13 protein-coding genes are annotated in these 15,111 nt (G+C 36.3%); 7 read left to right on the forward strand and 6 right to left on the reverse strand.

Annotated elements, in window-relative coordinates; genetic code table 11:
- Nucleotide 1: 1 nt before the first annotated feature.
- From K350_RS0113455 to K350_RS0113475, 5 genes are all read right to left on the reverse strand, one after another.
- On the reverse strand, nucleotides 2–1,696 hold the full coding sequence (locus tag K350_RS0113455; RefSeq protein ID WP_028980354.1) for a DUF1800 domain-containing protein: 1,695 nt from the start codon (nucleotides 1,694–1,696) through the stop codon (nucleotides 2–4).
- A gap of 163 nt (nucleotides 1,697–1,859) precedes the next feature.
- Nucleotides 1,860–3,008: a helix-turn-helix domain-containing protein gene (locus K350_RS0113460; RefSeq protein WP_028980355.1), complete on the reverse strand. Its 1,149-nt coding sequence runs from the start codon at nucleotides 3,006–3,008 to the stop codon at nucleotides 1,860–1,862.
- A gap of 139 nt (nucleotides 3,009–3,147) precedes the next feature.
- Nucleotides 3,148–3,465: a DMT family transporter gene (locus K350_RS0113465; RefSeq protein WP_028980356.1), complete on the reverse strand. Its 318-nt coding sequence runs from the start codon at nucleotides 3,463–3,465 to the stop codon at nucleotides 3,148–3,150.
- A gap of 151 nt (nucleotides 3,466–3,616) precedes the next feature.
- A complete protein-coding gene (locus K350_RS0113470; protein ID WP_028980357.1) occupies nucleotides 3,617–4,927 on the reverse strand; it encodes an ABC1 kinase family protein in 1,311 nt (436 codons plus the stop codon).
- 4 nt (nucleotides 4,928–4,931) lie between these two features.
- Nucleotides 4,932–5,561, reverse strand: coding sequence for a TetR family transcriptional regulator C-terminal domain-containing protein (locus K350_RS0113475; RefSeq protein WP_028980358.1), 630 nt, complete (start codon nucleotides 5,559–5,561; stop codon nucleotides 4,932–4,934).
- A 293-nt stretch (nucleotides 5,562–5,854) separates the two neighbouring features.
- Between K350_RS0113475 and K350_RS0113480 the strand changes: the two genes are divergently transcribed.
- The 5 genes from K350_RS0113480 to K350_RS0113500 all read left to right on the forward strand — a co-directional run bounded on the left by K350_RS0113480 (nucleotide 5,855) and on the right by K350_RS0113500 (nucleotide 12,861).
- Complete coding sequence (locus K350_RS0113480; protein ID WP_028980359.1) at nucleotides 5,855–7,012, forward strand: DUF4856 domain-containing protein; 1,158 nt, start codon at nucleotides 5,855–5,857, stop codon at nucleotides 7,010–7,012.
- Nucleotides 7,013–7,126: 114 nt separating this feature from the next.
- Nucleotides 7,127–8,296, forward strand: coding sequence for an imelysin family protein (locus K350_RS0113485; RefSeq protein ID WP_037575559.1), 1,170 nt, complete (start codon nucleotides 7,127–7,129; stop codon nucleotides 8,294–8,296).
- Nucleotides 8,297–8,316: 20 nt separating this feature from the next.
- Nucleotides 8,317–9,654, forward strand: coding sequence for an HTTM domain-containing protein (locus K350_RS0113490; protein WP_028980361.1), 1,338 nt, complete (start codon nucleotides 8,317–8,319; stop codon nucleotides 9,652–9,654).
- On the forward strand, nucleotides 9,647–12,073 hold the full coding sequence (locus tag K350_RS0113495) for a TonB-dependent receptor (protein WP_028980362.1): 2,427 nt from the start codon (nucleotides 9,647–9,649) through the stop codon (nucleotides 12,071–12,073). Before K350_RS0113490 ends, K350_RS0113495 begins: the two co-directional genes overlap by 8 nt.
- A gap of 212 nt (nucleotides 12,074–12,285) precedes the next feature.
- A complete protein-coding gene (locus tag K350_RS0113500) occupies nucleotides 12,286–12,861 on the forward strand; it encodes a c-type cytochrome (protein WP_028980363.1) in 576 nt (191 codons plus the stop codon).
- Between the two features lie 6 nt (nucleotides 12,862–12,867).
- Here K350_RS0113500 and K350_RS0113505 read toward each other — a convergent pair whose 3' ends face one another.
- Nucleotides 12,868–13,923 carry a hypothetical protein gene (locus K350_RS0113505; protein ID WP_028980364.1) on the reverse strand — a complete coding sequence of 352 codons (1,056 nt, stop codon included), beginning with the start codon at nucleotides 13,921–13,923 and terminating at the stop codon, nucleotides 12,868–12,870.
- Nucleotides 13,924–14,301: 378 nt separating this feature from the next.
- Between K350_RS0113505 and K350_RS0113510 the strand changes: the two genes are divergently transcribed.
- A complete protein-coding gene (locus K350_RS0113510) occupies nucleotides 14,302–14,499 on the forward strand; it encodes a CsbD family protein (protein WP_028980365.1) in 198 nt (65 codons plus the stop codon).
- 161 nt (nucleotides 14,500–14,660) lie between these two features.
- A complete protein-coding gene (locus tag K350_RS0113515; protein WP_028980366.1) occupies nucleotides 14,661–15,095 on the forward strand; it encodes a DMT family transporter in 435 nt (144 codons plus the stop codon).
- Nucleotides 15,096–15,111: the final 16 nt, after the last annotated feature.

The following is a 15,111-nucleotide window of genomic DNA, read 5'->3' on the forward strand; positions in this document are numbered from 1 at the left end:
GTTATCGAGTTTGAAATTCAGGAGTTGACAATAAGAATTGAGCAAGCCAGATTAGCTTTTGCTCCATTTGTGTTTCATTAATAGCTGGTATCGAATCAGGTGCTGCATTGTCAGCAAGCATGGTAGCAATTTTTGAGCGATACTTCTCCTGAAGCCTGATTCCCGTAAGCTTTTCGGACCAATAATCTGCAATACCCTGATATGAAAGGCCACCAGGAGTTTGTTCAGCAAATCTGAATTTGAATACTCCCATATCTTTCCAGTATAATATAGAGCTAATGGTTCTCCATCGTGTTAGCATTGCTCCGGGTCCCATCCAGTAACTATCTTTATCAGGATGCCCTGTAGGAGCCGGCCACATAAAGGGCTTGTACCCCATTCCCATGATCTGCCATTGCAACATCATAGTGGGTGTAAATTCTGCTTCTGTCGCTCGTGCTACGGATACTACAAATTCATAAGGACGCTTTACTTTTTGTCCTTTATAATTCAGAAATTCCGGGGATTCAAAGATGGTCTGCAAAGTAATCTTTATCTGATCAGGAGCATTGATATTCTGCAGCCAAACGGTTTGAGCCTTACTCAACAATGATGCAGGGTAATCATCTCCCATGAAGCGGAGTAAGAATTTTCTGCAGATGTTTTTAGCTGTTCCAGGATGAAAAGCCACCAAATCCAAAACTTTCCTGCCATCATGCATTGCTGGCATATTCGACTTTATTTCGTATCCAAGTATTCTTTTTTGATAATTATCATGCCAGGCGTCATAGTAAAAAAACTCACCTGTATCAGGAAATTCCTCACGACCTCCACCCCTCCAGATGAAACTTCCATCAGCCACGGTCCATCCTGTAAAAGCCCTGGAAGCTTCATAAACATCTTCATCTATATACCCTGCAGGTTTCCCTTCCAAAGCTCCCGGAACATCTCTCCATCTGTCATACAGACTGTTCATATAGTGCTCAGAACCAAGTGTATGAAGCTCGAAAAGTTCTCGTGCATAGTTTTCATTGGCAGGGCTTGCCTGGCTGGATTTATTGTTGAGGTAATAAAGCATAGCCGGACTTTTAGCCACATCTTCCAGAAACTGACGAAAGTTTCCAAACGCATGTTTCCTGATAACATCTCTGTCATAGGTGGGCATACAACTTCCCATTGCCATATCGCCATTAACCGTAACATTAAAATGGTTGTGCCAGAATTCAACCATCATTTCCTTTAACTGCCAGGGGCTATATACAGAACGAATCCAGTTGGCACTCACCACTTCCATTCCTGGTCTTATCCATTCGTGCCAGCCTTTTTCCTTGACCTTCTCAAATTCTTTTCTGCAAAATTTAAGATCTTTATCAAGGTAAGTAATTGGCCTCCACTCGTCCACGTTGTAGCCATTATAGTCATATTTAATGTCCAGCTGTGTATCCTGAATACGTTTTAGTATTTCCGGGCTGTCTTCCTGAGGTGCATTTAGCTGTTCCTTTATATAGGTCTGAAAACCATTCTTCTTTACCTTAAGAATATCTTTTTTTGAGGGACCGTAAGTTACCTTCCCTAGCAAATTCCAGGTCTGATCCTTTTGGATCTGATTGGTTTCAAAATTAATCTCCAGGGGTTTCGCAGTGAGCAATTTCTCAGGAAGGAGAAAAGGGATTGCCATGAGTGATCCGGCCTGAATAAATGTCCTTCTTTTTATCATGAAGTTTTCTTTTAATGATTATCAGAATTAGAAAAAGACAATTTCTGTTAAGAATTTTATAATTTCCTTAACGCTAAAAGTAGGTTTTCATCCCTGAAAAAGGTTTACTAAAAAATTAAAAGACTTTGCAAAAAGCTAAAAAAGGCTAAATGGGAAGTATTTCTCAACTAATTGTAGATTTTTGGTCCTGCTTTCTAAAATCGTTGGGGGAGCATTTTTCGGATTCTTTAAAAACCCTATTGAAATGAGAAACATTTCCATATCCAACTTTATAGGCAATTTCCGAAATCTGGAGGTCAGAGGTTTTAAGCAGGCGTTTGGCTTCCGAAATTCTAAGGCTATTGAGAAACTGCTTGAAATTCATCTCGGTTTTCCTTTTTATCATTGAAGAAACCTTTTGTTCATAAATTCCTGTAGCATTCACAACATCCAAAATTGACAATTCAGAATTAGAGTAGTTAAAAGTAATATACTGGAAAACAGCTTCCTCTTCTTTTTCGAAATGGTTTAAAACCTCCGTTTTTTCATAGGTAAACTGAACAGGAACAACTGCTTTTTCTTTTTTTCTAAAAATGAAAAAGAGGAAAATGTAGTAAACAAGACTACCAACAACAGAATATACTATAAAAGGAATGAGACTTTTATTAAAGGTAAGCTCTTCTATCTCTATCTGGTCTACTTTCCCCAAAGGAAGAGATACACAATTGGATATATTTATATAATGTACTTGAGAATAGTCCGATTTACCAATACTGTTTTCTGTTTTCCCATTGACAGTGAACCACCATTCCGGAGTTTCTAAATCAGAAAAATCAGCCTTGATTTCATTAAAGTCTTTACCAGAATTGATTATAATCTGATTGTTTTTGAATGAATTATGGTCTTCATTCCTTGAATAGTTTTGAATATTTGTCCCAATCGTAAGTTTAAGCCGTCTCCCTTCCTTAGCTTTTAATTTCAATTTGATTCCATCAAATCCGGAAAGATCAATAAACTCCGGATTTATAGGATAAAAAGTAAGGCCTGTAAATGGATATTCTAAACCATTCTTAAGAGTATAACTGAAAGCAATTTTGTCTGATTTTTTTATCTCCTCTGAAACCGAATTTCCTCCATTGTTTCTATCATCAAATATTCCATAATGCAATTGTTTCTCTTTGTTATCGTCCAAACAATATTGAATCAGATTAAAAGGGGATTTATAGTAAAGAGGAAAAGCCAGAAGAATAATTGCAGCAGGAAGAAGTATTAATAAAAACTTAGAGTTCTTATTGAAAAATGTCAAAACAAGTTGGAACCAGGCAGATTTCATCAAATTTCAGTCTGTGCAATATTAATAATACCAAAGGATAAAAATACGAAACATTATCATCCTTTGGTATTATATATATAAACTTTAACGCTGAGCTATTTCAGAATATATACTTTTGAAATATTACATCAGGATTCGATCAATTGGCAACAAACTTCAAACCAGCAACAGATAGTATAAGTGTGGCTATGAAAAAAAGCCTCCAGAAATCCGCAGGTTCTTTGAAAAATATCATGCCAACGATTACAGTGCCTGCAGCACCTATCCCTGTCCAGACAGCATATGCAGTTCCCATCGGAATGCCCTGAGATGCTTTATTCAAAAGAAAAAAGCTCAGAGCAATACAAACGAAAAAACCTGCTGCCCATATCAGGTTTGTAAAGTTTTTTGATAACAAAAGGCAGGTTGTGAAACCAACTTCAAACAAACCCGCGATAATTAAAATGATCCAATACATGATTTTACAAATTTTAAAAATTTAGCCATTCCTTTTAAAAACTTAAATGGTTAGGCTAAAATTCCTTTCTGCAAAGATCAGAAGACCTTGTATCATAATTTTTAGCTTATGTTAAAAAACATCACTTATCAGTATTTTCAACTATACTGGATTATTGCTGTACCTGAGGTATAAACCTTGTTTTTACCTTTGCTTTTAAATCACTTAGAATAGAGTATAACCCAAAATAGGTTCTGTTTATATAAAGCGAATGTCTTGATCCTCTGGCTACTTTTGAATTGCGGACTTCTTTCAGATTTGAAACATAATCTGTATAAGCATATATTTCCTTAAAATATGTTTCATCACCGAAGTCAAACTGATCCTGAGTGAATGGTAATGTCAGCAAGTCAACCATCTTATGGAATAGACCTGAGAAAAACTGAAATTCTTCTTCGGTGTCATTTGGATGAATTAACTCCAGATTCGTATAGATCTGTCTCCATTTCGATTCATCTTTATAGATGTCTCTATTGGTCAGACTAAAATAGTTTTTATAAAAGAACTCTGGAATTTCCTTCACACAACCAAAATCAAATATGCCGACTGTTCCGTCATCACGCATAAGGAAATTACCCGGATGCGGATCTGCATGGACTTTCTTCAGATGGTGAACCTGATAGTGATAAAAGTCCCAAAGTGCCTGCCCTATTTTATTCCTGACTTCCTCAGAAGGATTAGCCTCAATAAACTCCTTCAAATGCTTGCCTTCAAGCCAATCCATGGTGATGATTCTTTCAGAAGAAAGTTCAGGATAATATTTCGGGAAAACCAGATTTTCAATATGACTGCAAGACTCTGACAATTCAATGGAACGACTTACCTCCAATTTATAATCTGTTTCTTCAAGCAACTTAGACTCTATTTCTTCAAAATACTTATCCATTTCCACCTCTTTCATTCCGACAAGTCTTATTGCAAATGGCTTTACAATCTTAAGATCTGAACTTACACTGCCCGCCACACCTGGATATTGAATCTTTACTGCCAGATTCTTTCCGTCTTTCAAAGCTTTGTGCACCTGACCTATAGAAGCTGCATTGCAGGCATGCATATCAAACTGATCATACAATTGCTGCGGACTTTTCCCTAAAGTTTTATTAAAAGTATTTACGACAAGTGGACCAGATAGCGGAGGAGCGCTGTATTGAGAAAGAGAAAACTTGTCAACATAAGCAGTTGGCAGCATTCCTCTATCCATACTCAACATTTGTGCAACTTTGAGGGCACTGCCTTTCAGGTTACTTAATGCATTATAAATGTCCTTCGCATTATCTTCATGTAACTCTTCTTTCGTTACAGAAGGATCCAACAGTTTTTTCGTGTAATGTTTAACATAATTGCCACCGACCTTGATACCAGCGCCGACAAAACGAGTAGCCCTTTCTACCTTTCCTGTGGGAATGTTTTCCTGCTCTTTCATCTTCTTACTTTTTAGTCAGTAGAAATTTCCCAAAGTCGATAAGACTGTCCATTGTATGCTCTCCAATAAGCCTGAAACTGAGATCCACAGCTTTTTCAATAGCAGCATCGGTCATTTCAAAATTATTGCTGGTATCTTCAACCCAATAATTCAATACAAAAAGCGCCTGAAGCCAGAATCCATGCTTATATTTATCAGAAATATATTTGCGTTCTTTTACCTCCCTTGTTTCAACGCCCTGTTTTATAAGAATATCAACGTATTTGTAAAAGGCATTTTTGAAATCGTCGAGAACATTGTTTTTAGCGATTTCATAAAGCTTCAGATTGTCCTTTTTCAGAAGCACATAGCTTCTATTCTCCCTCATTTTCTGAATCCACACAAAGTAGAAAGCAAGGAGCTTTTCGCGAGCTGTGTAGTTTTGATAGATAGGATCTTGTTCTAACTGGATAAGAGAAGCCTCAAATACCACCAGCCAGAAATCTCTCTCAATTGCTTCAAGGGAATTATAAAACCCATAAAACTCTGACTCTGAAATATTTAACAATTTACAAAAAGAATATACAGAAGTAGGCACTTTACCGTTTTCGAGAAGATAGACTTTATAAGTCTCTATAATTTGCTGTTTGTCCATAAAAAATGAGTTTAGATTGTTCAGTATAATTGGATAACGCAGAATCCCTGCATTCTATTCAAATTAGGGAACAGTGAAATGAAATAAAAGATTTTGTCTTGATAAATTAATTCAACTAACACCAACCTCCCAAAATATCCGCTTAATAGCTCCAAAAAACTATCAACAAAAATCCTCCAATTTTTATTTAGATTTTATCAAAATTCCTATTTGTAATTAATCTAAATATGCTTAAAATTGCACCTGTATTTAAAATTAGTCTAAATAACTAGAGCATTTTTTAATAAAAACAAATGAAAACAAAATTACCACTTGCATTTTTGGCATTAAGCCTTGCATTTACAGCTTGTAAAAAGGATAAAGATGATCCAACGCCTGCAGAACCAGGGTATCGTACTGCAAAGGTTGATTACAATGCTTTAACCGCAACTACCTCATACAATTCACCTCTATTTTATGATAGCAAAGGTGATAGCACAGTGGACCGTACGGAAGGAAGATTGAGACTTAGAATGTTAAAAGCATTGGATGCTTATGCTAAATCAGCAGCAAGTGGAAATAAAACCATTTCAGCAACGGCATTGGCTGGCATGTTTGCAAATACCAACAACTCGTTTATAGACCCTTACACTGACTTAAACTCAAGTACTTTACAGTTAAAAAATGTAACTGCAAGTTCGTTCTCTCAGGCTGATCAGGAATCCGTTCACATGGATATCAACTGGTTCTTTACCGAAATTGCAGAGGCTAGCAAAAGTGTAGCTGAAACTGCTGAAGATGGAAAAGCTGGAAAGCTTGGAAATTATCTTGTTGATGAGAACGGAATCGAGTGGGCTCAAGTAATATCTAAGGCATTTATCGGTGGCCTTGAACTTGATTATATCGGAAACGTGCTTTTAGACAAAGGTTTAGACGCAAACAACACTGAATTGGTATCAGGAAAAAATTATACTCAACTAGAGCATAACTGGGATGAGGCTTACGGTCTTTTAACTGTAAACGATATCTACGCTGCTACTGCAACTGCTACTGATAAGGATACAAAAGAATCATTTTTAGGATCTTATGTTTGGGAATACAATAGAGAGGGTTTCAAAAAAATTCATTTCGCATTCCTAAAAGGTCGTGCAGCAATTATCAACAACGATAAAGCAGAACTTAGAGCACAAGCTGCTATCATCAGAGCAGAGTTTGAAAAAGCAATAGCTTCAGCTGCTTTAGGTTATCTTGAAAAATGGAAAAAAGGTGAAACTACTGCTGCTAAAGCGCATGCAATTGGCGAAGGAACTGGTTTCATATACTCATTGAGATTCTGCAAAGTGAATGGAGCCGACAGCAAATTCTCTGACGATATACTTGACGGTATTCTGGAAGAAGGTTTCTGGAAACTGGATAATGATAAAATTAATGCTGCATCAGACGCAATAAAAGCGAAATTTAAGTTACAGTAATAAATTAGAAAAAAGCTCATTATCTTTGTAGGTTTTGAGCTCTAAAATATAATAACTAAAAATAGAAGTGACTGGTCTAAGAAGCCAATCACTTCTATTTTTCATTTAAATGACATGAAAAACACAAACCTGCTGACTGCCAAAATTTTAATTCTTTCTGTACTAATTTTTTTTTCATGTTCAAAAGATAAAGATGATACCGGTGGAAATACTGAAGGCGTTGACAGAAGTGCGATGCTCACTTTTATAGCAGATGATATTATCATTCCTTCATATGCAGGTTTTAAAATAAAGCTGGATGCCATGGTAGAAAAGTCAAACGACTTTACCGCTAATCCAAATTCAAGCACGCTTAACAGCTTCCGCCAGGCCTGGGTTGAAGCCTATACCGAATGGCAAAAAGTAGAATTATTTGATGTAGGACCTGCAGAAAAACATACACTTAGAAATTTTTTCAATATTTATCCAACCTCCGTTCACACTACTGTTACCATCAATGGAACTAATAATGGTATCATTGAAAATATAGCTAATGGAAATGAGAATTTAAATTTACCCTCAAACTACTCTGCTCAAGGCTTTCCTGCATTAGATTACCTTTTAAATGGTATTGGAGACAGTGATGATGCTGTCCTGGCTGAATATACGACAGCTACTGATGCCCAAGCTAAACTTGCCTATGTAAAAAAGATAGTAGATCAGATGAATTTCAGATTTAATCAGACCTACACAGAATGGACTGCGGGATACAGAGATCAATTTGTATCTAAGACTTCTCTGGATATTTATTCTTCGACTTCCCTTCTGGTCAATGGATTTGTATTAAACTACGAAAGATTTATCAGATCCGGAAAGTTCGCAAATCCTTCAGGAGCAATGTCAAGCTCTCCCAATGCCTATCCGGAAGATGTAGAAGCATTTTATAAAAAAGATTTATCACGTACACTTGCAATTACCGCGCATCAGGCTTCCGTTGATTTCTTCAATGGTAAAAGTGTAAAAACCGGCAATGAGGGAAATTCTCTTAAGACTTACCTGAATGCAATTGAAGCAAAAGACCTCAAATCAGGCAAACCTCTTGTAGATACGCTGAACGGACAATTTAAAGCAATAGCTTCTGCTATGAACTCTTTAAACCCAAGCCTTGAAACAGAGGTAAGAACAAATAATCAGGCTATGATTGATGTCTACAATAAATTGCAAACAGCTACCCGAATGCTGAAAGTAGACATGACATCTGCAATGAGCATTACCATCACTTATACAGACAACGACGGAGACTAGCAATAGTTTTATCTACAGCTATGAAAACTTATTTCGAAAGAACCATTTCTGCCGCACCTCTGGCAGTCTTCAGGATCGGACTGGGTTTTATGTTATTGTTTGGAGTTATCCGTTTCTGGAGCAAAGGATGGATTGAAGATCTTTATATCAATCCCAAATTTTATTTTCCATTTTACGGTTTTGAATTTGTCGTTCCACTAGGGAACTATACATATGTTCTATTTGCTGTTTGCGGATTATCTGCTTTTCTCTTTGCACTAGGATTATATTACAGATTTGCCAGCATCAGTCTTTTTCTGAGCTTTACTTATATCGAACTGATAGATAAAAGTACTTATCTTAATCATTATTACTTCATCAGTATGATATGTCTGCTGATGATCTTTTTGCCCGCTCATGCTTTTTTCTCAATTGATGCTAGACTCAATAAGAACATTCTTTCAGGTTATATCCCTGCCTGGACAATCGATAGCATCAAGGTATTTGTAAGCATGTTGTATATTTTTGCCGCCATTGCCAAAATTAATAGTGACTGGCTTTTGCATGCCCAACCATTAAAAATATGGCTGATTGCCAGAAACGATATGCCTCTTATCGGTTTCTTATTTAACTATAAATGGACTCCTTACCTGTTTAGTTGGTTCGGTTTTCTTTATGATCTTACCATTCCTTTCTTATTATGGAATAAAAAGACGAGGATCACAGCTTATGCTGCTGTTATAGTTTTTCATTTGATGACATCTCTCCTATTTCCAATCGGAATGTTTCCGTACATCATGATTGTCACTGCTTTGATATTCTTTTCAGAAGACTTTCATTTAAAACTGCTTTCGAAATTCAACAAATTATTCAAGGGATCTGAAGGATTTATTTCTAGTTCCAATAGCCATACATTCAAACAATTAAATCAGAAGGTCATTATTGGTCTGTTCACCCTGTTCTTCTTTATTCAGATTCTATTGCCGTTCAGATATCTTTTATATCCTGGCCAATTGTTCTGGACTGAAGAAGGTTTTAGATTTTCCTGGCGAGTAATGCTTATTGAAAAAGCTGGTTATGCAGAGTTTAAGGTAAGAGATGCCGTCTCCGGAAAATGGGTAATAGTAAACAACAATGAATTTCTCACTAAGCTACAGGAAAAAATGATGGCCACTCAGCCAGATATGATCTTGCAATATGCACATCTTCTACGGGACCACTATGCCAAGATTGGATTCGAAAAACCTCAGGTTTTTGTCGATTCATATGTAACGCTGAATGGAAGGCTTGGAAGAGTATTGGTTGATCCTAACACAGATCTTGCAGCTCAGGAGGAATCCTTTAATCACAAGTCCTGGATATTATCATATAATGATTAAGTATAAAATATTAAGTTTCATTCTGGTTTGCCTTGTTTCTTCAAACCTCTGTGCCCAATACAATTTGTCAGGAACAGTGCTGTCCCTTCCCGACAGTTCTTATATGAAAAACTGTAATGTTTACCTGAATGAAAAGAGCATTTCAGTTTCAACAGATTCGTTAGGCAAATTTGAATTCCGGGACTTGCCAGCAGGCCAATATACATTGGTAACTTCCTTCCTTGAGTATCATACTACTTATCAAAAGGTTTCTATTAATAAGAGTGATACTTATGTTAAAGTTTTCATGAAATCTGTTTACAGTGTATTAGACGAGGTAATAGTAACTCACGCACCTGCAGATGAAGGACACTTGAGGGCTGTAGAAAATATGGGAATTTATGAGGGTAAAAAGTCTGAAGTAATAGTTCCCGATAAACTTACTGTAAACCTCGCAACCAATAATGCCAGACAAGTATATTCACGTGTTGCAGGATTGAACATTTATGAAAATGACGGAGCAGGTCTTCAGCTTAGTATTGGTGGAAGAGGCCTGGACCCAAACAGAACGTCTAACTTTAATGTCAGGCAAAATGGATATGACATCAGCGCTGACGCTTTAGGTTATCCGGAAAGTTATTATACCCCTCCTGTAGAAGCTATTGAGAAAATTCAGATCGTTCGCGGCGCTGCCTCTCTTCAGTATGGTACTCAGTTTGGAGGTTTAGTGAATTTTGTTTTAAGAAAACCTGTAGAAGATAAAAAAATTCAGCTTGTTGCCAGACAAAGTGTAGGCTCTTACGGCTTCTACAATGCTTTTACAAGCCTCAGCGGCACAGTTGGAAAAGTTAGTTATTATTCCTTTTTCCAATATAAAAGAGCGGATGGCTGGAGACCAAACTCTGGTTTTGATGCCTATAATTTTTACACTAATCTGAATTATAAGTTATCTCCAAAATCAACTCTTGGGTTTGATATCACAATCATGGATTACCTTGCACAACAGGCAGGTGGTCTTAATGACAAAATGTTTAAGGAGAATCCTAGACAAAGCAACAGAGACAGAAACTGGTTTAAGGTAAACTGGAACCTTGCTGCAATCCATTTCACACATAAATTTAGTGCATCCAGTGAATTTAATATCCGCATGTTCGGACTTTCCGCATTAAGGTATTCTTTAGGATTCAGACCTGTCAGGGTTGAATCACCGGACGACAATAGCAAGCGCGATCTGATCAAAGGAGAATTTAACAACTGGGGGGCAGAAGCCAGATATTTAAAGAGATATATGATTGGATCCAAAAACATGGTAGTATTGGTTGGAGGACGTTTTTACCATGGATTAAATCATAGCACTCAGGGATTAGGCACTGCAGGCACTAATCCTGATTTCAATTATATACAAGACTACAAATATAAATCTCTGAATTCATCAGATTATCGTTTCCCTAATAACAATGTAGCATTGTTTGCGGAAAATATCATTTACCTTTCTGACAAATTTTCCATCACGCCTGGAATAAGGTATGAGTATATCAATACAACTTCAGATGGTTCATCAATAACACTGGTAACCAATAATGCCGGAGTTGTCAGAGACACGATTTCTGTTATAGAGAATAGAGTTAAAAACCGCCAGTTTATTCTGGGAGGAATCGGTTTTGGCTACAGACCTACTTCCCGGATTAATATTTATGCCAATGTATCCCAGAACTACAGATCTATTACCTTCAGCGATATGCAGATTATAAATCCGTCGTCTGTTATTGATCCTAACCTGAAAGATGAAAGAGGGTACTCTGCTGATATAGGGATCAGAAGTGAGCAGACAAACGCCATCATATATGATCTGAGCTTGTTTTATGTGAACTATGCTAATAGAATTGGTGAAGCACCAGCATCTGACAAAAACGATAATACGCTCAGAAAAAGAGGTAATATCGGAGAGGCAGTCATGATGGGAGTTGAGTGTTATCTTGAAGGTGAATTCTTTAAACTTGCCAAGATCAAAACAGAAAACTGGAATGCATCAGCCTTCGTTAACCTTGCATTGATTCACTCAAAATATTTAAAAAGTGAATTGAAAAGAGTAAAGGGAAGTCAAGTTGAGTTTGTTCCAAAAGTAAACTTAAAAACGGGCTTAAGAGCCGGATACAAAAATCTTAAAGCATCATTTCAGTTGACATATCTTTCCGATCAGTATACCGATGCTACCAACGAGCGGGAAGGCGGGAGTTCCGGTGTTATCGGTGTTATTCCAGCCTATACCATTATGGATTTCAGTTTATCTTATGAATATAAAATATTTAAGCTGGAAGGCAGTATCAATAACCTGGCCAATCAGATGTATTTTACGCGAAGAGCTACTGGGTATCCAGGACCAGGAATCTTACCTTCAGATGGAAGGGGGTTTTACTTGACTTTACAGGTAAAAATATAATTGAGATGATGTAGAGGCGCTATATTGGCGTCTCTCATCTCTTCTAATGATCTGGATTTTTTTTATTTTTTTTACCTTTTTAACTACTTCAATCCCCTCTCTTTCATACCATTTAAGACATCAACATAACATCTTTAAATAATAAGCCAATGATCATACTCAAACAAATCAATTTTCAACATGTTTCCTGTTGCAAATTGATTTAAGACCTCATGAATTCAAAAGTGGTTACAGTATGTCTCATTTCGATATTTCTTTATAATTGCAATCAAATTCAGAAAGAAGCGAAGGATAAAGTAAATATATCCAACGACAGCTTATTAAAGAGAGGAGAATATCTGGTAACGATTATGGCTTGTGCTGATTGTCATTCACCAAAAATGAAAACTGATCAAGGTTTTGTTCCTGATCCGGATTTGACTCTTTCTGGCCACCCTTCCCATAAACAATTGAAAGATATAGATACATCATTAACCAGAACCTGGGCAATTTTTTCTGAGGAAGGTACTGCATCTGCAGGTCCTTGGGGCGTTTCCTATGCAGCCAATATAACTTCAGATCCTACAGGCATTGGAGAATGGACTCAGGAGCAATTTAACAGAGCTATGAAACAGGGTAAATACAAAGGAATAGAAAAGGCCAGAACATTGCAACCGCCTATGCCCTGGCCTTCTTTTGCTGTGTTGAGGGATGAAGACTTAAAAGCAATCTTCACATTCCTGAAATCAACAAAACCTATAAGGAATGTCCCTCCTGATTCAAAACCCAGGAAAGATATGAATCATTAATACTATTTAAAACTTTGAAACCCTTGCATTGGAATTTATCAATACTCTGCTAATATCACCTGTAGTTAAAAGATTCCCCTTATCCTTATTCCAATAATCTTTTACTAACAAACCGTCTCTATTTTTAATCTCTATTTCTTCAGATTGTAATTGTCCCCAGTCTGTTGTCTGTAAAGCACTCAGATTAGTGATTCTTGAAAGTAAAACGGTTCCGTTTTTAGTTTTAGAAACCCAACCATCACCAACTTTTGATATAGATTCATCTATATAAACAACATCTGCCTGTAACACATTCTCACCATCTTCATAAACCATTAATCTTCCATGATCTTCATACCAATACTCAAAAGTAAATATATCAGGCTGCGATTCACGGGTCACTTTAACCTTATAGATATTAGATTTTCCCACTTTATTATCGATGGATCTGGTAACATTATCCTTTCCGGAAGCAGTAGACTCTTCAAATGTCCACTCATTCCCTATTTTAGTAAATGGAAAATTTCCAAAAGTAATCGGATATGCTACTCCTGTAGGTGAAACAGATGATATCGTATAATCTGTTAATTGTATTGGAGCTGAGGTGCCAACAGAGCCTTGACCGATATAGCCAGTAGTAGGTGAATAATAATCAAAGCTTGTATAGTTACCTGTAACTTTCCGAACTTTTATGGCATCAGTAATCAATCCTTTACCGGTATTCACTTTTGCATTAACTGAGTCAATAGTTAAAACAGAGGCTCTTCCATATTCATCAGTCACATTCCAGGTTGTTCCCACTGGTTGATTAAATTTACAAACCAATACATAGGAAGAAGGATCCCTCAATCTGATTGACCTGGAGAAATTTCCATCCTTTAAACTATAGTATACTGATGGAAATATTGTATCTATTGTCTGAGAATAGTTCCTTATCAGAAAGGTGTCTTTGCCAGCCTCTTGTTCCACAGCGGAGGTGACAGTTGCCCCTGAATAGTTGTACGTATAAGCAGTTCCTACTTTAAGAAAGGTAATCCCATTATTCCCATCAACCGCTGTATCTTTATCTTTCTTACAAGACATTGATATGAAAATGATTATTAAATAAACAACCGACGTAAAACTTTTAAACTTGTACATATTGAACTATTTGAGATTAATAAAAATACTGATCAAAAATATGATATTCAAAAATATTAAAAAGTAGTTTCCTCAAATGTACAATTCCCTAGCAAAAAAATTATATGTTTTTCCCAATCATTTGGGCTGGTTTAAATATTAAGTAACCCTTTTATACGACGTCATAGAAAGCTACTCGTTATTAATAAATTACCTTCTTAGATTTTTTTTAAAAAATTATTAAAGTTTTTTTACCAAATAGACCTTTTTATGTAGTGGAGTTGTTTTTAATATAGGCAGACGCCTTGAAAAAAAATTACCAATCATTAAAATTCTAATATTATGGATAACCTGAAAATTAAAGGTAGTTGGAATGAAATGAAAGGCAAATTGAAGCAAGAATTTGCCGAATTAACTGATAATGATCTTCTTTATGAAGAAGGAAAAGAAGATGAATTAATCGGCCGGCTACAAAAGAAAACAGGTAAAACAAAAGATGAAGTTCGTTCGCTTGTTTTTGAATCTGAGTACCATGAATAAGAAGTAATTATTCATGTTTAATAGTTAATATATAAAATCAATATAAAGAAAGCCCCTCAGGTGGGGCTTTTTATTTTTCTTTTCTATTTTTCAATTAATATCACGTCAGAAAAAATGTCTCATTTTAATATTGTAATTTCAAGCTTTCATTCGAATAATAAATGAATTTGATCATACTTTTACTTGTATTTCTTGCCGGAGCTGCGACATCTATTCAGGCTGGAGTTAATGGTACTCTTGGGAAAAAGGTAGGCGCTTTGGAGGCAGCATTTATATCATTCTTGGTAGGCACCATTTTTCTTTCCATTTTAATGACTTTTATGAGAAAAGGAAACATTATGTCGGCACTTGAAACACCAAGATGGCAGCTGACAGGTGGCTTGCTCGGAGCTGTTTACATTCTTATTATGGTTACTGCAGTTCCCAGAATAGGCATTGCTGCTGCACTTGTAACACTTATCGCAGGGCAGCTGATAACTGGCACGTTGATAGATCATTTTGGATTTATAGGTGATAAGCAGATTCCCATTGACTGGAAAAGGCTAAGTGCTATCATTCTGTTAGGATGCTCTATTTATCTTTTTAATAAAAAGTAATTATCTACCTTTTCTT

The organism is Sporocytophaga myxococcoides DSM 11118, assembly GCF_000426725.1.
GTDB lineage: Bacteria > Bacteroidota > Bacteroidia > Cytophagales > Cytophagaceae > Sporocytophaga > Sporocytophaga myxococcoides.